Origin of the sequence: Streptomyces sp. NPDC046859, assembly GCF_040645135.1 — a bacterium.
Lineage (GTDB): Bacteria > Actinomycetota > Actinomycetes > Streptomycetales > Streptomycetaceae > Streptomyces.
In genome coordinates this window covers 35,796-60,141 of record NZ_JBEYXR010000028.1, presented here as the reverse complement: position 1 = coordinate 60,141, position 24,346 = coordinate 35,796, and the positions used below count along the sequence as shown (strand labels likewise).

The window sequence follows — 24,346 nt, the reverse complement described above, 5'->3', positions numbered from 1 at the left end:
GAAACTTCCCTCTCAGCCCAGCAGGACGTCGTCGTCGCCCAGCCGCTTCAGCTCGCGGTAGAGGATGGCGAGGCCGGTGACGATCGCGGTGGCGGAGACGGCGGCGTCGAGCAGACGCAGCGTGTCGCTCTCCACGCGGGCCTTCTTGGCCTGCTTGACGACGTTGACCGCGCCGAACGCGGTGGTGGCCATGGACAGGTACAGACCGGACTTCGACTTCTTGAAGCCCTTGGCCTTGGACATTGCCTTGCTCACAGCGACGGAGCCTCCTCGATCAGCGGGTGACCCCACTTTTCCACGAAGGCGGCCTCGACGGCGGCGCCGACCTTGTAGAGCCGGTCGTCCTTCAGTGCCGGGGCGATGATCTGCAGGCCGACCGGGAGGTTGTCCTCCGGGGCCAGGCCGCAGGGCAGGGACATGGCCGCGTTGCCCGCGAGGTTCGTCGGGATGGTGCACAGGTCGGCGAGGTACATCGCCATCGGGTCGTCGGCCCGCTCGCCGATCGCGAAGGCGGTGGTCGGCGTCGTCGGCGAGACGATCACGTCGACCTGCTCGAAGGCCTTCTCGAAGTCGCGCGTGATGAGCGTGCGGACCTTCTGGGCGCTGCCGTAGTACGCGTCGTAGTAGCCGCTCGACAGGGCGTACGTGCCGAGCATGATGCGGCGCTTCACCTCGGGGCCGAAGCCCGCCTCACGGGTGAGGGAGGTGACCTCCTCGGCGGAGTGCGTGCCGTCGTCGCCGACGCGCAGGCCGTAGCGCAGGCCGTCGAAGCGGGCGAGGTTGGAGGAGCACTCGGACGGGGCGATCAGGTAGTACGCCGACAGCGCGAGGTCGAAGGACGGGCAGTCCAGCTCGACGATCTCGGCGCCCAGCTCCTTCAGCAGCTCGACGGACTCGTCGAAGCGCTGGATGACGCCGGCCTGGTAGCCCTCGCCGCGGAACTGCTTGACCACACCGACGCGCATGCCCCGCACGCTGCCGTTGCGGGCGGCCTCGACGACCGGCGGGACCGGGGCGTCGATGGAGGTGGAGTCCATCGGGTCGTGCCCGGCGATGACCTCGTGCAGCAGGGCCGCGTCGAGGACCGTACGGGCACAGGGACCGCCCTGGTCCAGCGAGCTGGAGAAGGCGACCATGCCGTACCGGGACACCGCGCCGTACGTCGGCTTGACGCCGACCGTGCCGGTGACGGCGGCCGGCTGACGGATGGAGCCGCCGGTGTCCGTGCCGATGGCGAGCGGCGCCTGGAAGGAGGCGAGCGCGGCGGAGGAACCGCCGCCGGAGCCGCCGGGGATCTTGGTGAGGTCCCAGGGGTTGCCGGTCGGGCCGTAGGCGCTGTTCTCGGTGGAGGACCCCATGGCGAACTCGTCCATGTTGGTCTTGCCGAGGATGACGACGTCGGCGGCCTTCAGCCGCTTGGTGAGCGTCGCGTCGTACGGCGGGATCCAGCCTTCGAGCATCTTCGAGCCGACGGTCGTGGGGACGCCCTCGGTGGTGAAGATGTCCTTCAGCGCGAGGGGGACGCCGGCCAGCGGACCGAGCTTCTCGCCGCGCTCCCGCTTCTCGTCGACGGCGCGGGCCTGCGCGAGGGCGCCCTCGCGGTCGACGTACAGGAAGGCGTGCACCTTCTCGTCGACGGCCTCGATCCGGGCCAGGTGGGCCTCGGCGACCTCGACGGCCGTGAGCTCGCCGGAGGCGATCTTCTCGGCGGTCTCGGCGGCGGTGAGCTTGATGATGTCCGTCATGGTCAGTCCTCCCCCAGGATCTGCGGCACCTTGAAACGCTGCTGCTCCTGGGCCGGGGCGCCGGAGAGCGCCTGCTCGGGGGTGAGCGAGGGACGGACCTCGTCCTCGCGCATGACGTTCGTCAGCGGGAGGGGGTGCGAGGTAGGCGGTACGTCTTGGTCGGCGACCTCACTGACGCGGGCGACCGCGCCGATGATGTCGTCCAGCTGTCCCGCGAAGTGGTCGAGCTCTTCGGGCTTCAGCTCCAGACGCGCCAGCCGGGCGAGGTGGGCGACCTCCTCGCGCGTGATGCCAGGCATGCAGCGATCCTCTGGGTGAGTGTGTGTGGTTTGGCCCAATCCTATGGGGCGGGGGGCTGTGCCTGTGCATCGGTTTCCTGCGGCGCGGGGTCGGCCGGTGAGGAGCGGGGCCGCGCCGATCGGTACGACCACGGCCGTGGCGCGGTGGACGCCGATGACCAGGACGTACGGGGCGGGCCTGCACGGGCCTGGTGACGCCGACGCGTGGCGGACGCTGCCGGAGGCTGCGCAGGAGCGGCGCCTGGGCCTGATGACGGCCCGCTTCACGGCGGGGGCGAACCGCTGGGCCCGCGATCCCACCTCTGCGTGCGCCGCCGTGTCACTCGGCGGCGGGGAGCGCCGCCTTCGGGCGCTGCCAGCCCCGCGAGCCGCGCGCCCGCAGCCAGGCGGTCGTCTCATCGGGCGGCATGGCGGCGGCCACCAGCCAGCCCTGGACGGCGTCGCAGCGCAGATCGCGCAGGCGCTCCCAGGTCTCGTCGTCCTCGACGCCCTCGGCGACGACCAGCAGGCCGAGCGAGTGGGCCAGGTCGACCGTGCAGCGCACGATCTCGGCGTCCTCGGCGTCCACCGCGAGCCGGGCCACGAACGAGCGGTCGATCTTCAACTCGCTCACCGGCAGCCGCCGCAGATGCACCAGCGAGGAGTAGCCGGTGCCGAAGTCGTCGAGGGACATCTTCACGCCGTGCCCGGTGAGCGCGGCGAGGGTGTCGGCGGCGCGGGTCGGGTCCTCCAGCAGGACGTGCTCGGTGATCTCCAGCTGGAGCGCTCCCGCGGGGACCCCGTGCCGGGCGAGGCGCGCGGCCACGGAACCGGCGAATCCGGGGGTGTGCACGTCACGCGGGGAGACGTTGACGGCGACCGGCACGAACAGGCCCTGGGAGCGCCACCGCGCCACCTGGCCGAGCGCGGTCTCCAGGACGTACTCGGTGAGGTGCGGCATCAGCCCCGAGGACTCGGCTATCGCTATGAACTCGTCGGGCGGCACCTTCCCGCGCTCGGGGTGCACCCAGCGCACCAGCGCCTCCAGTCCGGCGACCTGTCCGTCGAAGCGGACCTTGGGCTGGTAGTGCAGTTCGACCTCGTGCGCGTCGAGGGCGCGGCGCAGATCGCCGAGGAGGCCGAGCCGGTCCGGGGTGTTGGAGTCCCGTTTGGACTCGTAGACCTCGACGCCGGTGCGGTCCCGTTTCGCCTGGTACATCGCCACGTCCGCGCGGCGCAGCAACCCCTCGGCGTCGAGCGCGTGGTCCGGGAAGACGGCGACGCCCGCGCTGGCCTCCAGCACCAGGGTGAGGCCGTCCAGGTCGAGCGGTGAGCTGAGCGCCGAGACGAGGCCGCGGGCGACGCGGGTCGCGGACGTGGTGGAGTCGGCGACGGGCAGCAGGACGGCGAACTCGTCTCCCCCGAGCCGCGCGGCCTCCGCCCCGCGCGGCAGGGCGAGCCGCAGCCGGTCGGCTATCTGCAACAGCAGCCGGTCACCGGCGAGATGACCCAGGGTGTCGTTCACCGACCGGAAGCGATCGAGGTCGATCAGCATGAGCGCGGACCGGGCGCCTATGCGTTCGGCGTCGTCCAGCGCGGTCCAGATCCGCTCCAGCAGCCACTGCCGGTTCGGCAGCCCGGTCAGCGGATCGCGCAACTGCTCCTCCGCCCGGGCCCGGGCTATCCAGAGGGTGGAGTCGAGGGCGACGAGCGGGATGGAGAACAGCGGCAGCAGCAGGGGCTTGGCGACGGCCACCACGCACACCAGGGGGGCGATGCCCAGCAGGGCGACGGCGGCCAGCCCCTGTCTGACCAGGGCGGTGCGGGCGACGGTGGGCAGACCGCCGCGCGGGGCGTGCAGATACCAGTGCAGGACGCGGGTGACGAGGAGATAGGCGACCGCGACCAGCACCACGCCGGGGGCGGTGTAGAGCGTCCAGGTGTCGGGGCTCCAGGGTCTCTCGACGCTGGGGACCCGGCCGAACGCGGCCAGCACCAGGGCGCCGGAGGCGATGCCGAGGATGTCCACCGCGCCGTGCAGCACGCCTTGGCGCCAGCGGCCGCGGCGGGCGACACCGACCAGGACGACGACGGTGAGGCTGACCATGCCGGCCGGCACCCAGCCGTACAGCAGCAGCACGGCGAGGGTGAGGGCGGCGCCGGAGCCGGTGCCGCCCCACCAGCGGGCGCGGCCCAGGGCCACCAGATGGCCGACGATGATGCCGGTCAGCACGGCCAGGGACCAGCCGACGGTGCCGGACGGGAAGAGGGCGTGGCCGTCGGTGAACGCCCGGTAGAAACAGGCCCCGAGGACGAAGGCGGCGGCCGCGACCACCGACGCGGGCAACGCGGGCCAGGACAGGTGCCGTTCGTGGTCGGGGTCCGCCAGCCCCGCGGCGTGCTCGCCGTCGCGCCGGGCGCCGCCGTCCGTGGTGTCCCGCCCGCTGCCCGCACCCGGGCGATCCGCGGTCCGTGCCGCCCACCCGCGGCATACGCCGGCCGTCCGGCGCAGCCGTGAGCGCGGGGCGGCACTCTCGGTCGGTTCCATTCCCGTCCCTCTCACAGCCGGCGGTGCCCACGCCACGCGGCCCGTCGCCCGACGACTGCCCTCGACGGCCCCGCGCTGGAAAACCCTTCCCCTCGCCCTTGCTTGCTCCTCGGGAGCGAAGGGATGCCCCGACCGCAGCTGGGCACGGCAGGCGCACATCCCAACAGTAGGCCGCCGAAGGCGTGTACGGGCAGCGGTCGTCGACGGTTGCCCGAATGCGCCCCAGCCACCCGTATGCATCTGATATGCGCCCATCGGGCCGGGTTCAACCGCTACTGCTCCACGGACAGGGCAACTTCGGCCGCCGCCTCCGGCCCCCGTTCCAGCAGGACGGCGAAGCCGTCCTCGTCCAGAACCGGCACCTTCAGCTGCACCGCCTTGTCGTACTTGGACCCCGGGCTGTCGCCCACGACGACGAAGGAGGTCTTCTTCGACACCGAACCGGTCACCTTCGCGCCGCGGCTCTCCAGCGCCTCCTTGGCACCGTCCCGAGTGTGATGCTCCAGCGTGCCGGTGACGACGACGGTGAGGCCCTCCAGCGGGCGGGGGCCCTCGTCCTCACCGGAGGACTGCTCCTCCAGCGGGACTCCGGCCGCCTTCCACTTGCGGACGATCTCGCGGTGCCACTCCTCGGCGAACCACTCCTTGAGCGCGGCGGCGATGATGGGGCCGACTCCGGCGGTCGCCGCCAGCTCCTCCTCCGTGGCCTGTTCGATGCGGTCGATGGAGCGGAACTCGCGGGCGAGGGCCTGCGCCGCGACCGGGCCGACGTGCCGGATGGACAGCCCGTTGAGGAACCTCGCGAGCGGGCGCTGCTTGGCGGCCTCGATGTTGGCCAGCAGGGCGAGGGTGTTCTTCTTCGGCTCGCCCTTCTGGTTGGCGAAGACCGTGACGACCTTCTCCTTGCCCGTCTTGGGGTCGCGCTTGGGCAGGCCGCTGTCCGGGTCGAGGACGTACGCCTTGATGGGCAGCAGCTTCTCCACCGTCAGGTCGAACAGGTCGCCCTCGTCGGCCAGCGGCGGGTCGGCCGGCTCCAGCGGACGGGTGAGCGCGGCGGCGGCCACCGAGCCGAAGTGCTCGATGTCCAGGCTCTCCCGGCCGGCGAGATAGGAGACCCGCTCCCGCAACTGGGCGGGGCAGGCACGGGCGTTGGGGCAGCGGAGGTCGATGTCGCCCTCCTTCATGGGCCGCAGCGGGGTGCCGCACTCGGGGCACTCGCTCGGCATCTCGAACTCCCGCTCGCTGCCGTCGCGCAGGTCGACGACCGGGCCGAGGATCTCCGGGATGACGTCCCCGGCCTTGCGGATGACCACGGTGTCCCCGATGAGGACGCCCTTGGCCTTGACGACCTCCTGGTTGTGCAGGGTGGCGAACTCGACCTCGCTGCCCGCGACGGTGACCGGCTCGACCTGGGCGTACGGGGTGACGCGGCCGGTGCGGCCGACGCCGACCTTGATGTCGAGGAGCTTGGTGTTGACCTCCTCCGGCGCGTACTTGTACGCGATGGCCCAGCGCGGGGCGCGCGCGGTGGAGCCGAGGCGGCCCTGGAGCCGGATCTCGTCCAGCTTGACGACGACGCCGTCGATCTCGTGCTCGACGGAGTGGCGGTTCTCGCCGTAATACGCGATGAACTCGCGGATGCCCGCGAGGTCGTCGACGACGCGGTTGTGCGGCGAGGTGGGCAGGCCCCAGGTCTTCAGCAGGTCGTAGGCCTGGGAGAGCCGGGTCATGCCGGAGAAGCCCTGGAGGGCGCCGATGCCGTGGACGACCATGTGCAGCGGGCGGGTGGCGGTGACGCGCGGGTCCTTCTGGCGCAGCGAACCGGCGGCGGCGTTGCGCGGGTTGGCGAAGGGCTTGTCGCCGGCGGCGACCAGGCGTTCGTTGAGCTCGAGGAACTTCGCCATCGGGAAGTAGACCTCGCCGCGGATCTCGACCAGCTCGGGCACGTCGTCGCCGGCGAGGCGGTCCGGGATCTCCGCGATGGTGCGGACGTTCGGGGTGATGTCCTCGCCCGTGCGGCCGTCGCCGCGGGTGGCCGCGCGGGTCAGGCGGCCTTTCTCGTAGGTGAGGTTGACGGCGAGTCCGTCGACCTTCAGCTCGCACAGGAAGTGGTACTCCTGCTCGCCCAGTTCACGGGCGATGCGGTCCACCCAGGCGCCGAGCTCGTCGTCGTTGAAGGTGTTGTCGAGCGACAGCATCCGCTCGCGGTGCTCGACCGCGGTGAACTCCGTCTCGTACGACCCCGAGACCTTCTGGGTCGGCGAGTCCGGTGTGCGCAGCTCCGGATACTTCTCCTCCAGGGCCTCCAACGTCTTCAGCAGCGTGTCGAACTCGGCGTCGCTGACGACCGGGGCGTCCTTCACGTAGTACCGGAAGCGGTGCTCCTCGACCTGCTCCGCCAGCTGCGCGTGCTCTTCGCGGGCCTCGGCGGGCACCGCCGTCGTCTCCGCCTGCTTGTCGCCGGCCACCGTGTTTCCTCCCGTTACTCTGGGTTGTCCGCGAGGGATCTCGCCGCCTGGACGCAGTGGGCCAGCGCCCTGCGTGCGTAGTCGGGGGACGCGCCCGCGAGTCCGCACGAGGGCGTGATCGTGACCGTCTCCGCGAGAAGCCCCGGTGACAGCCCCAGCCTGCGCCACAACGTCCTGACACCCATGACGCTACCGGCACGGTCTGACAACGGGCCGTCCGTGCCGGGGACGACACCGGCGAACAGCCGCGTACCGCCTTCCACGGCCTCACCGATCACTTCGTCGTCACGCTCCGTGAGAAGGGAGAAGTCGAAGGAGACCGCGGCCGCGCCCGCCCGGCGCAGCAGCGCGAACGGGACGTCCGGTGCGCAGGAGTGGACCACGACCGGGCCCTCGCCGTTCACCCCGACGATGTCGCGCAGGGTGTCCTCGGCGATCTGCCGGTCGACGGCGCGGTGGGTGCGGTAGCCGCTGGCGGTCCTGACCTGGCCGCGCAGCACCGCGGTCAGGGAGGGCTCGTCGAGCTGGAGGACGACCTGGGCGCCGGGGACCCGGCGCCGGACCTCCGCGAGATGCTCGCGCAGGCCCTCGGCGAGCGAGGCGGCGAGGTCGCGGCGGGCGCCCGGATCGGACAGCGCGGCCTCGCCGTTGCGCAGTTCCAGGGCCGCGGCGAGCGTCCAGGGCCCCACCGCCTGGACCTTCAGCTGCCCCTCGTAGCCCTGGGTGAACTCCTCCAGCGCGTCGAGGTCCTCGCCCAGCCAGGACCGGGCCCGCCGGGTGTCCCGGCCGGGCCGGTCGCCGATCCGCCACCCGCTGGGCTCCACGCGCGCGTACAGCTCGACGAGCATCCCGGCGGTCCGCCCGATCATGTCGGCGCCGGGCCCGCGGGCGGGCAGTTCGGCCAGGAACGGGAAGTCCTCGAAGGAGCCGGTGGCGGTCTTCGCGGCCTCGCGGGCGTCGCCGCCGGGCAGCGAACCGACGCCGGTGGCCGCGCCGAACAGGTATTCAGTGCTGTTGCTCACCCTGAAAGACTATGCAACGCGGCGCGGCCGTCGCGCCGGTCACCTGCCCGGCCGGACCGTCAGGTCGTTCACCTCCGCGTCCCGGGGCAGATCCAGGGCCATGACGATCGTCGTGGCGACCGACTCGGGGTCGATCCAGCGCGCGGGGTCGTACTCCTTGCCCTCCTGCTGGTGCACCTTCGCCTGCATCGGGCTCGCCGTGCGGCCCGGGTAGACCGAGGTGACCCGCACGCCGTTGCCGTGCTCCTCGGCGCGCAGCGAGTCCGCCAGGGCCTTCAGCCCGTGCTTGGAGGCGGCGTACGCCCCCCAGTCGGCGTGGGCGGTGAGCCCTGCGCCGGAGTTCACGAACAGCACGTGCCCGCGGGTGGCGCGCAGCTGGGGCAGGAGGTGCCGGGTCAGTTCGGCGGGGGCGATCAGGTTGACGTTCAGCTGGTGGCGCCAGGACTTGGGGGTGAGATCGCCGACGGGGCCCAGGTCCACGACGCCGGCGATGTGCAGGAGGGAGTCCACGCGGTCCGGCAGCGACTGGTGGGAGAAGGCCCAGGACAGCCGGTCCGGGTCCGCGAGGTCGCCGACCAGGGTCGCCGCGCCCGGGTACAGGGCCGCGAGCTCCTTCGCGCGGGCGGCGTCGCGCGCGTGCAGGACGAGCTCGTCCCCGCGCCCGTGCAGACGGCGGGCGACGGCCGCGCCGATTCCGGAGCCCGCTCCGGTGATCACATGTGTAGCCATACCCGCCATGCTCGCACCGGCCGGGATCACGCCACGCCCTGGCTCTCCTCCAGGTAGGCCAGCGCCCCCACCGGCTCCTCCGCGAAGAACACCAGCTCGGTGAGCGGGCGGGGCAGGAAGCCCTCGTCCTCCATGCGCCGGAACTGCTCCTTCAGGCCGTCGTAGAACCCGGCGGTGTTGAGCAGGACCACCGGCATCTCGGTGTGGCCGTGCTTCTTCAGCTCCAGGATCTCGGTCGCCTCGTCCAGGGTGCCGGTGCCACCGACCATGATCACGACGGCGTCGGCCTTCTCCAGCAGCAGCCTCTTGCGCTCGGCGAGGTCCTTGGCGATCACCATCTCGTCGACACCCGGCCGCACCGTGGCGGCGAGGAACTCCACGGAGACCCCCACGAGCCGGCCGCCGGCCTCCTGCACCCCGTCGGCGACGACCTTCATCAGGCCGACGTCGGAACCGCCCCAGACGAGCGTGTGCCCGCCCTTGCCCAGCAGTGCCGCGAACTCGCGCGCGGGGCGGGTGTAGCGGTCGTCGAGGTCGGCGGCGGAGAGGAAGACGCAGATACGCATGGGCCCACGGTACGCGGGAAGAACGGACGGCCCGCGCGCGCTGACCCCGATATGACTCTTGGACACACGATCACGATCGAGCAGGGGACCCGGCGCGTACGGGTCGTGCACGACGGCCAGGTGCTGGCGGAGAGCGACCGGCCGCTGGTGCTGCGGGAGACGGGCTCTCCCGTGCGCTACTACATCCCGCCGGAGGACGTCCGCCTGGACCTGCTGACCCCGTCGGCCACCCACACCCACTGCCCCTTCAAGGGCGACGCCTCCTACTGGTCGCACGGTGACGCCGCGGACCTGGTCTGGGCGTACCCCGACCCGAAGACGGACGTGGCCGCGATCAAGGACCACCTCTGCTTCTACGAAGTCGAGGTGTCGTAGGCGAATAGTTCCGTGCCGTGCGGCAATCTGCACAGGCATGGACAAGAAGACCATTTCGGCCGACGGCACCTCCCTCGCCTACGCGAGCCGGGGCGAGGGACCGCCGGTGATCCTCGTCAGTGGCGCGATGTCCACCGGCGACACGGTGGCGCCCCTGGCGGAATCGCTCGCGGATCGCTGCACGGCCGTCGTCTACGACCGCCGGGGACGCGGCGAGAGCGGTGACACCCCGCCGTACGCGGTGGAGCGCGAGGTCGAGGACCTGGCGGCGCTGATCGGCGCGGTCGGCGGCGAGGCGGCGCTGTACGGCGTCTCCTCGGGCGGGGCGCTGGCGCTGCGGGCGGCGGCGAGCGGGCTGCCGGTGCCCCGGCTCGCCGTGTACGAGGTGCCGTTCGCGGTCTACGAGGGCGGCGCCGGGGAGCGGGCGGAGTACACCGAGCGGCTGACGAGCGCGCTGGCGCAGGGCCGGCGCGGGGACGCGGTCGAGCTGTTCCTGCGGCTCACCGGGCTCGGCGAGGGGATCATCCAGGGCGCCCGGCAGTCCCCGATGTGGCCCGGCATGGAGTCGATCGCCCCGAGCCTGGGCTACGACGACGCCGTGATGGGCGACGGGCTGGTGCCCGAGGCCCGGCTCGCGTCCATCACGGCCCCGGTCCTGTCGCTCGCGGGCGGCGCGAGCCCCGAGTGGATGCGCGAGGCGGCCCGCACCGTCGCGGAGACGGCCCCGCGGGGGACGTACCGGGTGCTGGAGCGGCAGTCCCACATGGCGGAACCGGAGGTGCTGGCGCCGGTGCTGGCGGAGTTCTTCGGGCAGTGACCGGCGCGGGGTACGCGCGCGTGCCCCGCTCGCGCGCGGGGCCTCAGACCGCCGGGGTGGCTTCCTTCGCCCGGACCGTCGAGGCGATCGTCGCCGATCCCACCACGCGTGTGCCGTCGTACAGCACGATCGCCTGGCCGGGGGCGACGCCGCGCACCGGCTCGCCGAAGGTGACCTCCAGGCGGTCGCCGACCAGTTCGGCGCGCACCTCGGTCTCGCCGCCGTGGGCGCGCAGCTGGGCGGTGTAGGTGCCGGGGCCGGACGGGGCCGCGCCGCACCAGCGGGGCCTGATCGCGGTCAGGGCGGAGACCTCGAGGGCGGACGCCGGGCCGACCGTGACGGTGTTGTCGACCGGCGAGATGTCCAGGACGTAGCGCGGCTTGCCGTCGGGCGCCGGGGTGCCGATGCGCAGCCCCTTGCGCTGGCCGATGGTGAAGCCGTACGCGCCCTCGTGGGTGCCGACCTTGGCGCCGGACTCGTCGACGATGTCGCCCTCCGCCTTGCCGAGGCGGGAGGCGAGGAAGCCCTGGGTGTCGCCGTCGGCGATGAAGCAGATGTCGTGCGAGTCGGGCTTCTTGGCGACGGCGAGGCCGCGGCGCTCGGCCTCCGCGCGGATCTCCTCCTTGGTGGTGACCGTGTCGCCGAGCGGGAACATCGCGTGGGCGAGCTGCCGGTCGTCGAGCACGCCGAGGACGTAGCTCTGGTCCTTGGCCATGTCGGAGGCCCGGTGCAGCTCCCGGGTGCCGTCCTCGCGCACGATCACCTGCGCGTAGTGGCCGGTGCAGACCGCGTCGAAGCCGAGGGCGAGGGCCTTGTCCAGCAGCGCCGCGAACTTGATCTTCTCGTTGCAGCGCAGGCAGGGGTTGGGCGTGCGGCCGGCCTCGTACTCGGCGACGAAGTCCTCGACGACGTCCTCGCGGAAGCGGTCGGCGAGGTCCCACACGTAGAACGGGATGCCGATGACGTCGGCGGCGCGGCGCGCGTCACGGGAGTCCTCGATGGTGCAGCAGCCCCGCGCGCCCGTGCGGAACGACTGCGGGTTCGCGGAGAGCGCGAGGTGGACGCCGGTCACGTCGTGCCCCGCCTCGGCCGCGCGGGCGGCGGCGACGGCGGAGTCGACCCCGCCGGACATGGCGGCGAGGACGCGGAGGGGGCGGGAGGGCTGCGCGGTGTCAGTCATAACCCCTCCAGGGTACGGGGGCCCGGGAACCAGGGCCCACGGGTATCCGTTGACGATCACATGGGACAGGGGAAGGCTTCGAAGGACGGCGACCGGAGGGTCGGGCGCCGCGCGGTGCTGATCGGCGGGGCCGTGGCCGCGGCGGGCTCGGCCGTCCTGGCCCGGGACGAGCTGACCCGCCTGTGGTGGCGGACGCCGGGCGTGGAGAAGCCCCGCAAGGAGGGCGAGGTCGACTACGCCGGGGCGCGGTGGGTGGCGGCCTCGGAGGCCAACTGGCGGCGGGCGGACCGGCCCGACGACTACGGCATCGACATGGTCGTCGTCCATGTCACGCAGGGCAGTTACGCGAGCGCCGTGAAGGTGTTCCAGGACCCGGAGCACAAGGCGGCCGCGCACTACATAGTCCGCAAGGACGGGCACATCACGCAGATGATCCGCGAGCTCGACGTGGCGTACCACGCGGGCAACCGCGCCTACAACGAACGCAGCGTCGGCATCGAGCACGAGGGGTTCGTGGAGCGCCCCGAGGACCTCACGGACGCGATGTACGAGGCGTCGGCCCGGCTGACGGCCCGCATATGCGCGCGCTACGACATCCCGGTCGACCGGGAGCACATCATCGGGCACGTGGAGGTGCCGGGGACGGACCACACGGACCCCGGCCGGCACTGGGACTGGGACCGGTACATGAAGCTGGTGCGGGCGGCGCGCACGGCGCCCGCCCGGGCGCTGCCCGACCGGAGTCCGCGGGACCTCAGGTGAGACCGGCCGCGCGGGCCCGTTCCACGGCGGGTCCGATGGCCCGCGCGACCGCCTCGACGTCGGCCTCGGTGGAGGTGTGGCCGAGGGAGAAGCGCAGGGTGCCGCGGGCCAGGTCCGGGTCGGTGCCGGTGGCGAGCAGGACGTGGCTGGGCTGGGCGACGCCCGCGGTGCAGGCGGAGCCGGTGGAGCACTCGATGCCCTGGGCGTCCAGCAGCAGGAGCAGGGAGTCGCCCTCGCAGCCGGGGAAGGTGAAGTGCGCGTTGGCCGGCAGGCGCCCGCCGGGCTCGGGGTCGCCGCCGAGGATCGCGTCCGGGACGGCCGTACGGACCGCGTCGACGAGGGAGTCGCGCAGGGCGCCGATCTCGCGGGCGAACCACGCGCGCTGCTCGGCCGCGAGGCGTCCGGCGACCGCGAAGGAGGCGATGGCGGGGACGTCGAGGGTGCCGGAGCGGACGTGCCGCTCCTGCCCGCCGCCGTGCAGGACGGGCACCGGGGTCTGGTCGCGGCCCAGAAGCAGGGCGCCGATGCCGTAGGGGCCGCCGATCTTGTGGCCGGACACGGTCATCGCGGCGAGGCCGGACGCGGCGAAGTCGACCGGGACCTGACCGAAGGCCTGGACGGCGTCGGCGTGCAGGGGCACCCCGAACTCGGCGGCGGCCTCGGCCAGTTCACGGACCGGCATGATCGTGCCGATCTCGTTGTTGGCCCACATCACGGTGGCCAGGGCGACGTCGTCGGGGTTGCGGGCGATGGCCTTGCGCAGGGCGTCCGGGTGGACCCGGCCGTGCGTGTCGACGGGCAGGTACTCGACGGTGGCGCCCTCGTGCTCCCCGAGCCAGTGGACGGCGTCGAGGACGGCGTGGTGCTCGACGGGGCTGGCGAGGACGCGGGTGCGGGCCGGTTCGGCGTCGCGGCGGGACCAGTACAGGCCCTTGACCGCGAGGTTGTCGGCCTCGGTGCCGCCGGAGGTGAACACCACCTCGCTGGGGCGGGCGCCGAGTGCTTCCGCGAGGGTCTCGCGGGCCTCCTCGACGGTGCGCCGCGCGCGGCGGCCGGATGCGTGCAGGGAGGAGGCGTTGCCGGTGACGCCCAGCTGGGCGGTCAGTGCCTCAGCCGCCTCCGGGAGCATCGGAGTGGTCGCGGCGTGGTCGAGGTAAGCCATGGTGGCCACGATTCTAGGGGGCCCCGCTGAGCGACCCCGTGTCAAGGCCGCGGCTCAGAAGCTCCAGGACAGCGTGTCGTCCATCTGCATGACGATCAGCAGGACCAGCAGGTCGGCGACGCCCAGGCCCATGCCCAGGTAGGCGCGGCCCTTGCGGGCGGTGCCCCGCCACAGGGAGACCGCGGCCAGGACGACGGCGGTCGGGCCGAGGAAGACGTTGAAGACGAGGAGGCCCAGGAGGCCCAGGATGAAGGACGCGACGGCCATGCCGTCGGCGTCGCGGGTACGGGTCCGGGTACGCGGCCGTTCGGCGGCCGGTGCGGTGAGGTGCATGGGTGTCAGCTCCTGTGAGGTCGTCGAAAGGACCGGACGGCGGTGTCGGTGACGGCCGTGTCAGTGACGGCGGGCGTGGCGTTCGCGGGCGGCGAAGACGGCCAGCCAGCCGGCGATCACGACGGCGGCGACGGCGCTGAAGGCGATCGGCGCGTGGGCGACGGCGCCCAGCAGCAAGCCCAGCAGCAGGAGCGCTGCGACGAGGAACAACATGGTCGGATCCCCCTCCGAGATCACGTGTCGATCTCTCTCATTTGGGTGAACAGTTGTGGTTACACTTGTTCACTGACTTCAGAGTACCCCGCCCCCCGACTTTCCAACTCCAGAGAACAGTTGTTAACTGCATGTCATGAGTCACACCCTCGGCATACGGCAGGCCCAGAAGCAGAAGACCCGGCAGGCGCTCCTGGACGCCGCGTTGGCGCTGCTGGAGGACCAGAGTCTGAGCAGCCTGGGTCTGCGCGAGGTCACCCGCGCCGTGGGCGTCGCGCCGACCGCCTTCTACCGGCACTTCCGCTCCACCGCCGATCTGGGCGTCGCCCTGGTGGAGGAGGCGCTCGGCAGCCTGCACCCGATGATCCGCACCATCGTCGCCTCGGACGGGGAGAGCGACCGGCGCATCGAGCGGGCGGTCGAGCTGATCGCGGGTCATGTGGAGACCCATCCGGCCCATGTGCGGTTCATCGCCCGGGAGCGGCACGGCGGGGTGCAGCCGGTGCGCGCGGCGATACAGGACCAGCTCGCCCTGTTCGGCGAGGAGGTGAAGGCCGCGCTGGCCGAGGACCCCGTCTCGGCGGGCTGGCGGGACGACGACCTGCGCATGCTCGCCCATCTGTACGTGGACCAGATGCTGGTCACGGCCTCGCTGTTCCTGGAGGCCCTGGAGGGGCCGGAGGACGCCCGCCACCAGGTCGCCGAGGAGGCGATCCGGCGGATGCGGCTGATCGCCCTCGGCCGGGAGCACTGGCTGGACTGAGCGGCGGACGACGAAGGGCGGCACCCCCCTTCACCGGGGGTGCCGCCCTTCGTCGTGCGGGGACGGGCCTCAGCCGAGCCGCACCCGCGCCAGCTGCCGGGACTGGGCGACGAGCCGGTCCTCGCTGTCCCAGACCTCGGCGTCCTCCTCGAGGAAGCCGCCCGCGAGGTTGCGGGTGGTGATGGAGACCCGCAGCGGGCCGGGGGCGGGACGGTGACGCACATGGACCGTGAGCTCGACGGTCGGGACCCAGCCGGAGATGCCGATCTCGAAGGCGGTGGGCGGCAGGGCGTCCACGGCGAGGAGCAGCGAGAGCGGGTCGGCGTCACGGCCGTCGGCCAGGCCGAACCAGGCGCGCATCTCGCCCTTGCCCGACGGCCGGCCGATCGCCCAGCCGACGGTGGCGGGGTCGAGCTTGAGCATCAGCCGCTCGGTGATGGCAGAGCTGCCGGAGACGGGGGCGGGGCCGTCGTCGGCGCCGAGGCAGTGCTCGACGGGCGGGATCGCCGGCGGCACGGCCGTCGTACGGACGTCGTCGGGAAGGGCGTCGAGATCGCCGTAGGAGGCGAGGACGCGGATGCGCTCGATCTCGTTGCCCTCGTCGTCGTACTGGAAGAGCGAGGCCTGGCCGGTGGAGAGGGTGCGGCCCGTGCGGACCACGTCCGTGCGCACGACCGCGGGGCCCGGCTGGGACGCGGTCAGGTAGTGCGCGGAGATCGTGAACGGGTCGCTGTGCGGCAGGGCGTCCGCGAGGGCGCGGCCGAGGACGGCCAGCAGATAGCCGCCGTTGACGGCGCTGATGATGGTCCAGCCGGCGGAGAGGTCGATGTCGTACACGCCGGGCTCGCGCCGGGTGAGCGCGGTGTCGCGGTCGAACTCACTGTCGCCGATCGTGGCCCGCTGGGCCGTGGTGGCGGAGGCTGCTTCTGGCATGGCTGAACGGTACAACAACTAACTACTAAGCGGTAGCTTTGCCGTCGGCGAGGGGGCGATCGTGAAACCCGGGGCCCGCTTCGCCCCTCTATGAGGACATGAGTCTCACCGGGAGCCCGTTCCTCACCACCCTCGCCGTGCTGTGCGCCGCCGCCGTCGCCCTGCCGCTGGCCCTCTGGTCGCGGGTGCCCGGACCCCGGTTCGCCCGTGCCGCCGCCCGGCTGGCCATGCTGCTCTTCGCCCAGGCCACAGCGGTCGCCCTGGTCTTCACGCTGGTCAACAACTCCAACCAGCTCTACGACAACTGGGACGATCTGCTCGGGACCGGCGACCACGTCCGCGCGGCCGTCGACCTCGGCGCGAGCGGCACCGGCGGGATAGCCCTGGAGACCCTGCCCCGGCTGCCCCAGACCTTCGAGCGCGGCCGGGGGCCCGGCATGCGCACCGAGGGCGGGGTGCTCGTCACCCAGCTGGAGGGCCGGGTGTCGGGGGTCCACGCCGAGGTCAACGTCTGGCTGCCGCCCCAGTACGACGACCCCGCCTACCGGGAGCACCGGTTCCCCGTCGTCGAGCTGCTGCCCGGCTATCCAGGCTCCTCGAAGGCCTGGTTCGGGTCGATGGACGCCCCCGAGCAGCTGGCGCCGCTGATGCGCGACGGGCGGATCGAGCCGTTCATCCTCGTCTCCCCGCGCACCAATCTGCTGCCGGGGGCGGACACCGGGTGCGCCAACATCGCGGGGCGGGTGAACGCCGACACCTGGCTGAGCGTGGACGTGCCGAAGATGGTCACGGACAACTTCCGGGCGCGGGCCGCGCCCGAGGGCTGGGCGGTGGCCGGTTACTCGGCGGGCGCCCACTGCGCGGTCAAGCTGGCCGTGGCCCACCCCGACCGCTACCGCGCCGCCGTGGGCCTGTCCGGGTACAACGACCCCGCCGCCGAGGCCGGCTCGCTCACGGCCCGCACCCCCGCGCTGCGCGCCGCCAACGACCCGTACACCCTGCTGACGCGCTCCCCCGCCCCACCGCCCGTCGCGCTGTACCTGTCCGGGCAGCCGGGCGACGGGTACGAGGCCGCGCAGGCCCTCGACCGCGCCGCCCGGGCGCCCACGCGGGTGGACGTGGTGTTCGTCCCGCCGAGCGCCGGAGGCCACACCATGGCGCTGTGGAAGCCGCAGGTCGTGCCGTCCTTCCGCTGGCTGAGCGAGGTGATGGCGCCGCAGGGCACGTCCCGCGCTACTCCTCTCGCACGGTCGAGCGCCGGTTCCACGCACGCGGAGCCCGCCAGTGGAACCGCATGGCGAGCAGCCGCAGCACGAAGGCCGTGACCGCCGCGAGCGCGCCGGTGACCGGGGTCAGGGCGTCGTAGTGGATGCACAGGACGGTCAGCGACGCCCCGACGATCGCGGGGACGGCGTACAGGTCGCGGTCCCAGCGCAGCAGTGACGGCACCTCGTTGGCCAGCACGTCGCGCAGCACACCGCCGCCGACGGCGGTCGCGAGGCCCAGGGCGACGGAGGCGGTGAGGTTCAGCCCGTAGTCGTACGCCTTCGCCGTCCCCGCGACGCAGAAGAGGCCGAGGCCCGCCGCGTCGAAGACGTTCACGCCGGTCTGGATGCGCTCGACGTGCGGGTGGAGGAAGAACACCAGGAGCGCGGCGAGCAGCGGGGTGAGGAAGTACCCCAGGTCCGTGAACGCGGCCGGCGGCACGGCACCGATGACCACGTCCCGGAACAGTCCGCCGCCCAGGGCCGTGACCTCGGCGAGGACGGCTATGCCGAAGACGTCGAAGTTCTTGCGGACCGCGAGCAGGGCGCCCGAGATCGCGAACACGAAGATCCCGATCAGATCGAGCGTGTGCTGGACGGACGGAGTGAACAGTTGCTGGAGCACCCGTACATTCTTACGCAGCAAACAGCCCCCGCCTTACAAAAGAAGGCGGGGGCTGCAGCGTGGGTTACTTCTCGTCGCCCTCCGCCGGAGCGTCCGTGGACGCCTCGGCGACAGGCTCCGGGTCCTCGACGGCGGGCTTCGCGCCCTTGGCGGCCGGCTCCGGGTCCTCGGGGGTCGGCTCCGGGTCCTCGACGGCGGGCTCCGCACCCTTGGCGGCCGGCTCCGGGTCCCCGACGGCGGGCTCCGCATCCTTGGCGGCCGGCTCCGGGTCCCCGACGGCGGGCTCCGCACCCTTGGCGGCCGGCTCCGGGTCCTTGGCGGCCGGCTCCCGGTCCTCGGGGGTCGGCGCCGGGTCCTCGGCGGCGGGGACGGCGGGCTTCTCCGTCTCCGGCCGCACCTCCGCGGCCACCGCGGCCGACGCCGCGAGCACCTCGTCGGCCACCAGCTCGGCGGCCTCCTTGGCCGCGGTGAGCAGCACCGTGTCCTGCGGCTGCTGGTCCTCGAAGTTCTCCGGGTGGTGGCACGCCACGCGCTGGCCGGGCCTCAGCTCCAGCAGCGGCGGCTCCACCGTCCGGCAGACCTCGGTCGCCTTCCAGCACCGGGTGTGGAAGCGGCAGCCGAGCGGCGGGGCGATCGGCGAGGGCACGTCACCGCGGAGCAGGATGCGCTCGCTCTTGGCGCCACGGCGCTTCGGGTCCGGCACCGGCACGGCCGACATCAGGGCCTTGGTGTACGGGTGCATCGGCGCCTCGTACAGCGAGGTGCGGTCGGCGAGCTCGACGATCTTGCCGAGGTACATCACCGCGATGCGGTCCGACACGTGCCGGACGACCGAGAGGTCGTGCGCGATGATCACGTAGGTCAGGCCGAGCTCCTCCTGGAGGTCGTCCATGAGGTTGACGACCTGCGCCTGGATGGAGACGTCCAGGGCGGAGACCGGCTCGTCCGCCACGACCAGCTTCGGCTTCAGCGCGAGGGCCCGGGCGATGCCGATGCGCTGGCGCTGGCCGCCGGAGAACTCGTGCGGGTAGCGGTTGTAGTGCTCGGGGCTCAGGCCCACCAGCTCCAGGAGCCGCTGGACCTCCTTCTTCACGCCGCCCTCGGGCTGGACGCCCTGGAGGCGGAACGGCGCCGAGACGATCGAGCCGATGGTGTGGCGCGGGTTCAGGGAGCCGTAGGGGTCCTGGAAGATCATCTGGATGTCCCGCCGCAGCGGGCGCATCCCGGCCGTGTTCAGCCGCGTGATGTCCTTGCCCTCGAAGTGGATCGAGCCGCCCGTCGGATCCTGGAGGCGGGTGATGACCCGGCCCATGGTCGACTTGCCGCAGCCGGACTCGCCGACCACGCCCAGCGTCTCGCCCTTGCGCACCTCGAAGTCGATGCCGTCGACGGCCTTGACCGCGCCGACCTGACGCTGGAGGACGCCCTTGCGGATCGGGAAGTGCTTCTGCAGGCCCTCGACCTTGAGCAGCACCTCGCGCTCGGCGGCGGGAGCCGGCGCCTGGGCCGGAACGGCCGCGTCCGATTTCTTCGTCTCACTCACAGCTTCGGCGCAATCTCTTCGGTCCAGATCCGCGTGCGGTCCTCAGCCGAGAGGTGGCACGCGGAGAAGTGTCCGTTGCCGACCGGCTGGAGCTCCGGGCGCACGGTACGGGTGACATCGCCCTTGGGGATGTCGGCGTACGGGCAGCGCGGGTGGAAGGCGCAGCCCGACGGGACGTTGATGAGGCTCGGCGGCTGGCCCTTGACGGGGATGAGCCGCTCGGAGGTCTCCCGGTCGATGCGCGGCATCGAGCCGAGCAGGCCCCAGGTGTAGGGGTGCTGCGGCCGCTCGAAGACGTCGTCGACGGAGCCCCGCTCCACGCACCGGCCGCCGTACATCACGAGGACGTCGTCGGCGATCTCGGCGACCACGCCGAGGTCGTGGGTGATGAGGACGACCGCGGAGCCGAACTCCTTCTGCAGGTCGCGGATGAGGTCGAGGATCTGCGCCTGGACGGTCACGTCGAGGGCGGTCGTCGGCTCGTCCGCGATGAGCAGCTCGGGGTTGTTGACCAGCGCCATCGCGATCATCGCGCGCTGGCGCATACCGCCGGAGAACTCGTGCGGGTAGTTGTCGACGCGCTTGCCGGGCTCGGGGATGCCGACCCGGTCGAGCATCTCGATCGCCCGCTTGCGCGCGGTCTTCTTGTTGACGTCGTGGTGGACCCGGTACGCCTCCACGATCTGGTTGCCGATCGTGTAGTACGGGTGCATCGCGGACAGCGGGTCCTGGAAGATCATCGCCATCTCGCGGCCGCGCAGCCGGCGCACCTCGTCCGGGTCGGCGGAGATGAGCTCCTTGCCGTCGAGCCAGATCTCGCCGGACATCCGCACGTTCTTGCCGCGGGCGCCGAGCCGGTGGAGGCCCATGACCGCCAGCGAGGTGACCGACTTGCCGGAGCCGGACTCGCCCACGATGCAGAGGGTCTTGCCCTTCTCCAGCGAGAAGCTCAGGCCGTCGACGGACTTGACCAGACCGTCGTCGGTCGGGAAGTGCACCTTGAGGTCGCGGACTTCGAGGAACGCCGTGGGCGCGTCGGAGGGGCCCTTCACGGGCTCCCCCACTGCGGCACCGGTCTTGGAGAGTTCGGTCACGAGATCCTCACCCGCGGGTCGGCGGCGGCGTACAACAGGTCCACCAGGAAGTTTGCGAGCACGACGAAGAAGGCGGCCAGGAGCGTGACGCCGAGGATCGGCGGCAGGTCGTTGTCCCGGATGGACTGCACCGCGTACTCGCCGATGCCGTGCAGGGAGAACACCGTCTCGGTGATCACGGCACCGCCGAGCAGGAGTCCGAGGTCCATGCCGAACACGGTGATGATCGGGGTCAGCGCGGCGCGCAGACCGTGCCGGACCACGACCTTCCGCTCCCGCAGGCCCTTGGCGCGGGCGGTGCGGATGAAGTCCTCGTTCATCGTCTCCAGCATGCCCGAGCGGGTGAGCCGGGCGTAGATGGCCGAGTAGAGCAGGGCGAGCGAACACCACGCCGGGAAGAGGGTGTTGGCCCACTGCGAGGGGTTCTCGGTGAACGGGACGTACTCGCGGCCGAAGATCGGCCACTGGAAGGTGAAGAGGAACAGCGCGAGCTGGCCGGTGAAGAACATGGGCAGCGAGACACCGGCGAGTGCGATGCCCATGAACGTCCGGTCGGCGAACGACCGCGGCTTGAGCGCGGAGATCACACCGGCCGTGACACCGCCCACCAGCCACAGCACCGCGGCACCGGCGGCCAGGGAGACCGTCACGGGCAGCCGGTCGGTGAGCTGGGGCCAGACCTCGACGTGCGTCTTGAAGGAGTAGCCGAAGCAGGGCGCGCTGCAGTGCGCCGTGGTGGGGCCGAGGTCGTAGGTGGCGCCGGAGACGATCCCCTTGATGAAGTCCCAGTACTGGACGTACACGGGCTGGTCGAGACCGAGGTTCTGCTTGACCGCCTCGATGTCGGCCTGGGTGGGGCTCTTCCCGATGTACTGCTGGGCCAGCTGGTCGGCCGTCTGGCCGGCGAGCCTGGGCAGCAGGAAGAAGATCGCGAAGGTGACCGCGGTGACGACCAGCAGCAGGATCACTGCCGCGAGCGTCCGGCGGAGGATGTACGAGATCACGGGGATCGGCGCTGGTGCCCGCGGGCCGCGAGGCCCGCGGGCACCAAAGCCTTCACCTGCCTTCCGGGGCTACTTCTTGGTCGTACCGATGTTGAGGTAGTCGTACTGACCGCTGAAGGCCGCAGTCGACACCAGGTTGGTGAAGCCGGCGGGGCGGTACAGCAGGACCTTGAAGTAGGTCAGCGGAACGAGGGCCGCCTCCTCCATCACCTTCTTGTCGATCTGGGCGTAGAGGCCGTCGCGCTCACCCTGGTCCTCGCTGGCGATCGCCTTCTCCAGCATGGAGTCGACGTCCTTGTTGTCCAGCTGCGACAGGTTGGTGTTGCCGGAGTCGCCGATCGCGTCGCTGTGCAGGATCTGCTGCAGGAAGCCGTAGCCGGACGGCCAGTCGGCACCCCACTGCATCATGTGCAGGCCGATGTTCTGCTTCTTGTTGAACTTCGGCACACCCGCGGCGTCCGTGAAGTACTTGCCCGACGGGAACTGCTTCAGGGAGGCGTTGATGCCGACCTTCTTCAGCGAGTCGATGATCGCGGTGGCCGCGTCGATCTCCGCCGGGCGGTCGCTGCGCGCCGAGATGTTGGTGTTGATCGACGTCTTGCCGCAGGCCTTCAGCTGCTCCTTGGCCTTGGCGACGTCGCCCTTGTTGCCCGCCGTGGCGTACAGGTCGGACTTCTGGTAGCCCGGGATGTCCGGCGGCAGGACGGTGGAGGCGATGTCACCGCGGATCGGGCCGCCGAGGGCGGTCTGCACGGAGACCTTGTTGACCGCGAGCTCCACGGCCTTGCGGCACTCGACCTTGTCGAACGGCGCGAGCTTGGTGTTGATCGCCATGTAGACCAGGCGGCCACCGTAGGTGTTGTCGGTGTTGGCCTTCTGGTCCGAGGAGTTGACGACCTTCGCCTGGGTCGCGGCCTGGACGCCCGTACCACCGAGGTCGATGGCCTTGCCGGCCATGACGTCCTGGTCGATGGTCTCGGCGTTGACCTTCAGCTTGACGACGACCTTGTCCGGGTACTGCTTGCGCAGCGGGTCGGTCTTGGCGTCCCAGTTCTCGTTGCGGACCAGGACGGCTTCCTTGCCCTCCTGGTAGCTCTCGAACTTGTAGGAGCCCGACGACACGATCTTCTTGACGTAGTCGACGCCGGTGTCCTTCGCCTTCGGCACGGGGGCCGTCTGCGGGGTGGCGACCAGGTAGTCGAACTCCTGGAAGGCGCGGTTGAGCTTGAAGACGACCGTGGTGTCGTCCGGCGTCTGGATGGACGAGATGCCCTTGTCGCTCTTGTCCTTGTACGGGCCCTTGTACTTGTCGCCGCCCTCGAGGAACTGCTGGAAGTAGCTCGGGCCGAGGGAGAGCACGTCACGCGCGAAGTTGGAGCGCTCGACGGCGTACTTCACGTCCTTGGACGTGATCGGGGTGCCGTCCTCGTACTTCAGGCCCGGACGCAGCTTGTACGTCCAGGTCTTGCCGCCGTCGCTGGGCTCGCCCGGGGCGGAGGCCAGGTCCGGGACCAGCTCGTTGCCGGACTCGCCGGCGCCGGGCTTGAACGTCATCAGCGGGCGGGCGTACAGCCGGCTGAGGTTGTACATGTACGCGTAGTACGTGTTGCCCGGGTCGAAGGAGTCCGGGACGTCGGAGTACTCGTACGTGACCGTCCCGCCCTTCTGGGTGGAGGCGTTGACGACGTCCTTGGTCGCGGCGTTGGCCCCAGCCGACTTCGATCCATTGTTGTCCGACTTGTCCTCGGCCTTGCTGCAGGCCGAAAGCAGCAAGCTCGCACTGCCGACGACCGCAACCGCGGCCAGCACTGACCTTCGCATGATGGTCTGCTTCCCCTCCATTGTTGGAAATCTCTGGGACTCTCGGTGCGGCCGCCGGTCAGCGGCTGCGCGGGTCGAGAGCGTCACGAAGACCGTCGCCGAGCAGGTTGAACGCCAGGACGGTGACGAAGATGGCGAGGCCGGGCACGATCATGAACTGCGGGTCGACCTCGTAGAAGTCGACCGCCTGGTTGAGCATGCCGCCCCACGATGCCTGCGGGGGCTGGATGCCGACACCGAGGAAGCTCAGGCTGGCCTCGAAAAGGATGTTCGTCGGGATGAGCAGCGTCGAGTAGACGATGATCGGGCCGACCAGGTTCGGGAGGAGCTCCCGGAAGAGGATGTACGGCCCCTTGGCCCCCATGCCCCGGGAGGCGTCGACGAACTCGCGCTCCCTGAGGGCCAGGGTCTGACCGCGGACGATGCGGCCCAGATACGGCCAGTTGAAGAAACCGATGATGAAGATCAGCACACTGATGTGCAGCGGCAGGCCCTCCAGGCCGAAGGCACCGCCCTGCAGGGTGGCCGAGATGGCGATGGCGAACAGCAGCAGCGGGAAGGCCAGGAAGGTGTCCATCAGGCGGCTGATGATCGTGTCCACCCGGCCGCCGTAGTAGCCGGCCACGACGCCGAGGACGGCGCCGATCGTGTTGGACAGGAGGGTGGCGCCGAAGGCGACGACCAGCGAGACCCAGGAGCCCTCGAGGATGCGGGTGGCGATGTCGCGGCCGAACTTCGGCTCGACACCCAGCGGGTGATCCCAGCTCATGCCGCCGAAGTCACCCTTGGGCAGCGAGGTGTTGGGGTCGATGAGGTCCTGGTTCAGGCCGTTGGGGTCCAGGCCGAGCATCGCCTGGAGGGGACGCGACAGGATCGCGAGCAGGATCAGCAGGATGACGACGACGCCGCCGGCGACGGCCGCCTTGTCCTTCTTGAAGCGGGACCAGGCGATCTGCCCCAGGGAGCGCCCCTCGATCTGGCTCTTCTCGATCCCGGAGAGCACGGCCTCGGGCTGTGCTCCAGCCTCCGCTCCCGTTGTCTCGATCGGTGCGGTCACAGTGGAATTGACCCCTCTCGGCCGGCGGTTGCCGACCCCCCTG

Annotated in this window: 24 protein-coding genes; 5 read left to right on the top strand and 19 right to left on the bottom strand. The window is 71.5% G+C overall.

From position 1 onward, the window contains the following. Positions 1-12: 12 nt before the first annotated feature. The 8 genes from ABZ899_RS30440 to ABZ899_RS30405 all read right to left on the bottom strand — a co-directional run bounded on the left by ABZ899_RS30440 (position 13) and on the right by ABZ899_RS30405 (position 9,356). Positions 13-255 (bottom strand): hypothetical protein, encoded by a 243-nt coding sequence (locus ABZ899_RS30440; RefSeq protein WP_361352217.1) that lies wholly within the window; start codon positions 253-255, stop codon positions 13-15. Then, entirely contained in the window at positions 252-1,745 is a 1,494-nt protein-coding gene (gatA, locus tag ABZ899_RS30435; RefSeq protein WP_361352214.1) for an Asp-tRNA(Asn)/Glu-tRNA(Gln) amidotransferase subunit GatA, read from the bottom strand. Before gatA ends, ABZ899_RS30440 begins: the two co-directional genes overlap by 4 nt. Positions 1,746-1,747: 2 nt before the next feature. Then, a complete protein-coding gene (gatC, locus tag ABZ899_RS30430; RefSeq protein WP_019754397.1) occupies positions 1,748-2,044 on the bottom strand; it encodes an Asp-tRNA(Asn)/Glu-tRNA(Gln) amidotransferase subunit GatC in 297 nt (98 codons plus the stop codon). A gap of 319 nt (positions 2,045-2,363) precedes the next feature. Further along, complete coding sequence (locus ABZ899_RS30425) at positions 2,364-4,571, bottom strand: bifunctional diguanylate cyclase/phosphodiesterase (RefSeq protein ID WP_361352212.1); 2,208 nt, start codon at positions 4,569-4,571, stop codon at positions 2,364-2,366. Positions 4,572-4,843: 272 nt separating this feature from the next. Then, the gene (ligA, locus tag ABZ899_RS30420; protein WP_361352209.1) at positions 4,844-7,039 is read right to left on the bottom strand and encodes an NAD-dependent DNA ligase LigA; all 2,196 of its coding nucleotides are present in this window, start codon (positions 7,037-7,039) and stop codon (positions 4,844-4,846) included. 14 nt (positions 7,040-7,053) lie between these two features. Beyond that, positions 7,054-8,061 (bottom strand): methionine synthase, encoded by a 1,008-nt coding sequence (locus ABZ899_RS30415; protein ID WP_361352207.1) that lies wholly within the window; start codon positions 8,059-8,061, stop codon positions 7,054-7,056. A gap of 39 nt (positions 8,062-8,100) precedes the next feature. Further along, positions 8,101-8,790, bottom strand: a complete 690-nt coding sequence (locus tag ABZ899_RS30410) for an SDR family oxidoreductase (RefSeq protein WP_361352204.1) — start codon at positions 8,788-8,790, stop codon at positions 8,101-8,103. A gap of 26 nt (positions 8,791-8,816) precedes the next feature. Then, positions 8,817-9,356 carry a TIGR00730 family Rossman fold protein gene (locus ABZ899_RS30405; RefSeq protein ID WP_361352202.1) on the bottom strand — a complete coding sequence of 180 codons (540 nt, stop codon included), beginning with the start codon at positions 9,354-9,356 and terminating at the stop codon, positions 8,817-8,819. A 51-nt stretch (positions 9,357-9,407) separates the two neighbouring features. Here ABZ899_RS30405 and ABZ899_RS30400 point away from each other — a divergent pair, with 51 nt between their 5' ends. After that, positions 9,408-9,731 carry a DUF427 domain-containing protein gene (locus ABZ899_RS30400; RefSeq protein WP_361352199.1) on the top strand — a complete coding sequence of 108 codons (324 nt, stop codon included), beginning with the start codon at positions 9,408-9,410 and terminating at the stop codon, positions 9,729-9,731. 37 nt (positions 9,732-9,768) lie between these two features. Next, complete coding sequence (locus tag ABZ899_RS30395; protein WP_361352196.1) at positions 9,769-10,548, top strand: alpha/beta hydrolase; 780 nt, start codon at positions 9,769-9,771, stop codon at positions 10,546-10,548. 43 nt (positions 10,549-10,591) lie between these two features. Here the strand turns inward: ABZ899_RS30395 and mnmA are convergent, their stop codons facing one another. Beyond that, on the bottom strand, positions 10,592-11,728 hold the full coding sequence (gene mnmA / locus ABZ899_RS30390; protein ID WP_361352193.1) for a tRNA 2-thiouridine(34) synthase MnmA: 1,137 nt from the start codon (positions 11,726-11,728) through the stop codon (positions 10,592-10,594). Positions 11,729-11,788: 60 nt separating this feature from the next. Here mnmA and ABZ899_RS30385 point away from each other — a divergent pair, with 60 nt between their 5' ends. Then, entirely contained in the window at positions 11,789-12,490 is a 702-nt protein-coding gene (locus ABZ899_RS30385) for a peptidoglycan recognition family protein (protein WP_361352190.1), read from the top strand. On the opposite strand, the gene ABZ899_RS30380 is transcribed toward ABZ899_RS30385, so the two are convergent. From ABZ899_RS30380 to ABZ899_RS30370, 3 genes are read right to left on the bottom strand one after another with little or no spacing between them, the layout of a single operon-like run. After that, positions 12,483-13,652, bottom strand: a complete 1,170-nt coding sequence (locus tag ABZ899_RS30380; protein WP_361352187.1) for a cysteine desulfurase family protein — start codon at positions 13,650-13,652, stop codon at positions 12,483-12,485. The genes ABZ899_RS30385 and ABZ899_RS30380 overlap by 8 nt on opposite strands. A gap of 54 nt (positions 13,653-13,706) precedes the next feature. Beyond that, complete coding sequence (locus tag ABZ899_RS30375) at positions 13,707-13,985, bottom strand: DUF4190 domain-containing protein (protein ID WP_361352184.1); 279 nt, start codon at positions 13,983-13,985, stop codon at positions 13,707-13,709. 60 nt (positions 13,986-14,045) lie between these two features. After that, on the bottom strand, positions 14,046-14,198 hold the full coding sequence (locus ABZ899_RS30370) for a hypothetical protein (RefSeq protein ID WP_361352181.1): 153 nt from the start codon (positions 14,196-14,198) through the stop codon (positions 14,046-14,048). A gap of 136 nt (positions 14,199-14,334) precedes the next feature. Between ABZ899_RS30370 and ABZ899_RS30365 the strand changes: the two genes are divergently transcribed. Next, positions 14,335-14,961: a TetR family transcriptional regulator gene (locus ABZ899_RS30365; protein ID WP_361352178.1), complete on the top strand. Its 627-nt coding sequence runs from the start codon at positions 14,335-14,337 to the stop codon at positions 14,959-14,961. Positions 14,962-15,030: 69 nt separating this feature from the next. On the opposite strand, the gene ABZ899_RS30360 is transcribed toward ABZ899_RS30365, so the two are convergent. Beyond that, positions 15,031-15,894: a thioesterase family protein gene (locus ABZ899_RS30360; protein WP_361352175.1), complete on the bottom strand. Its 864-nt coding sequence runs from the start codon at positions 15,892-15,894 to the stop codon at positions 15,031-15,033. 98 nt (positions 15,895-15,992) lie between these two features. On the opposite strand from ABZ899_RS30360, the gene ABZ899_RS30355 reads away from it, so the two are divergent. Further along, entirely contained in the window at positions 15,993-17,219 is a 1,227-nt protein-coding gene (locus ABZ899_RS30355) for an alpha/beta hydrolase-fold protein (RefSeq protein WP_361352172.1), read from the top strand. Here ABZ899_RS30355 and ABZ899_RS30350 read toward each other — a convergent pair. The 6 genes from ABZ899_RS30350 to ABZ899_RS30325 all read right to left on the bottom strand — a co-directional run bounded on the left by ABZ899_RS30350 (position 17,128) and on the right by ABZ899_RS30325 (position 24,303). Then, complete coding sequence (locus ABZ899_RS30350; RefSeq protein ID WP_361352169.1) at positions 17,128-17,784, bottom strand: trimeric intracellular cation channel family protein; 657 nt, start codon at positions 17,782-17,784, stop codon at positions 17,128-17,130. The two genes, ABZ899_RS30355 and ABZ899_RS30350, sit on opposite strands and share 92 nt — an antisense overlap. A gap of 64 nt (positions 17,785-17,848) precedes the next feature. Further along, entirely contained in the window at positions 17,849-19,327 is a 1,479-nt protein-coding gene (locus ABZ899_RS30345) for a dipeptide ABC transporter ATP-binding protein (protein ID WP_361352166.1), read from the bottom strand. Beyond that, positions 19,324-20,421 (bottom strand): ABC transporter ATP-binding protein, encoded by a 1,098-nt coding sequence (locus ABZ899_RS30340; RefSeq protein WP_361352163.1) that lies wholly within the window; start codon positions 20,419-20,421, stop codon positions 19,324-19,326. The genes ABZ899_RS30345 and ABZ899_RS30340 overlap by 4 nt, the downstream gene beginning before the upstream one ends. Next, positions 20,418-21,425 carry an ABC transporter permease gene (locus ABZ899_RS30335; RefSeq protein WP_361352161.1) on the bottom strand — a complete coding sequence of 336 codons (1,008 nt, stop codon included), beginning with the start codon at positions 21,423-21,425 and terminating at the stop codon, positions 20,418-20,420. Before ABZ899_RS30335 ends, ABZ899_RS30340 begins: the two co-directional genes overlap by 4 nt. A 69-nt stretch (positions 21,426-21,494) precedes the next feature. After that, complete coding sequence (locus ABZ899_RS30330) at positions 21,495-23,267, bottom strand: ABC transporter substrate-binding protein (protein ID WP_361352158.1); 1,773 nt, start codon at positions 23,265-23,267, stop codon at positions 21,495-21,497. Positions 23,268-23,304: 37 nt separating this feature from the next. Further along, positions 23,305-24,303 (bottom strand): ABC transporter permease, encoded by a 999-nt coding sequence (locus tag ABZ899_RS30325; RefSeq protein WP_361352155.1) that lies wholly within the window; start codon positions 24,301-24,303, stop codon positions 23,305-23,307. Between the last annotated feature and the right edge of the window lie 43 nt (positions 24,304-24,346).

What these genes read in the sequence shown, in the direction of transcription:
- gatA (WP_361352214.1), bottom strand. Translation starts at nt 1,745, where the DNA reads ATGACGGACATCATCAAGCTCACCGCCGCCGAGACCGCCGAGAAGATC.
- gatC (WP_019754397.1), bottom strand. Translation starts at nt 2,044, where the DNA reads ATGCCTGGCATCACGCGCGAGGAGGTCGCCCACCTCGCCCGGCTGGCG.
- ABZ899_RS30425 (WP_361352212.1), bottom strand. Translation starts at nt 4,571, where the DNA reads ATGGAACCGACCGAGAGTGCCGCCCCGCGCTCACGGCTGCGCCGGACG.
- ABZ899_RS30410 (WP_361352204.1), bottom strand. Translation starts at nt 8,790, where the DNA reads ATGGCTACACATGTGATCACCGGAGCGGGCTCCGGAATCGGCGCGGCC.
- ABZ899_RS30405 (WP_361352202.1), bottom strand. Translation starts at nt 9,356, where the DNA reads ATGCGTATCTGCGTCTTCCTCTCCGCCGCCGACCTCGACGACCGCTAC.
- ABZ899_RS30400 (WP_361352199.1), top strand. Translation starts at nt 9,408, where the DNA reads ATGACTCTTGGACACACGATCACGATCGAGCAGGGGACCCGGCGCGTA.
- ABZ899_RS30395 (WP_361352196.1), top strand. Translation starts at nt 9,769, where the DNA reads ATGGACAAGAAGACCATTTCGGCCGACGGCACCTCCCTCGCCTACGCG.
- mnmA (WP_361352193.1), bottom strand. Translation starts at nt 11,728, where the DNA reads ATGACTGACACCGCGCAGCCCTCCCGCCCCCTCCGCGTCCTCGCCGCC.
- ABZ899_RS30385 (WP_361352190.1), top strand. Translation starts at nt 11,789, where the DNA reads ATGGGACAGGGGAAGGCTTCGAAGGACGGCGACCGGAGGGTCGGGCGC.
- ABZ899_RS30380 (WP_361352187.1), bottom strand. Translation starts at nt 13,652, where the DNA reads ATGGCTTACCTCGACCACGCCGCGACCACTCCGATGCTCCCGGAGGCG.
- ABZ899_RS30375 (WP_361352184.1), bottom strand. Translation starts at nt 13,985, where the DNA reads ATGCACCTCACCGCACCGGCCGCCGAACGGCCGCGTACCCGGACCCGT.
- ABZ899_RS30370 (WP_361352181.1), bottom strand. Translation starts at nt 14,198, where the DNA reads ATGTTGTTCCTCGTCGCAGCGCTCCTGCTGCTGGGCTTGCTGCTGGGC.
- ABZ899_RS30365 (WP_361352178.1), top strand. Translation starts at nt 14,335, where the DNA reads ATGAGTCACACCCTCGGCATACGGCAGGCCCAGAAGCAGAAGACCCGG.
- ABZ899_RS30360 (WP_361352175.1), bottom strand. Translation starts at nt 15,894, where the DNA reads ATGCCAGAAGCAGCCTCCGCCACCACGGCCCAGCGGGCCACGATCGGC.
- ABZ899_RS30355 (WP_361352172.1), top strand. Translation starts at nt 15,993, where the DNA reads ATGAGTCTCACCGGGAGCCCGTTCCTCACCACCCTCGCCGTGCTGTGC.
- ABZ899_RS30330 (WP_361352158.1), bottom strand. Translation starts at nt 23,267, where the DNA reads ATGGAGGGGAAGCAGACCATCATGCGAAGGTCAGTGCTGGCCGCGGTT.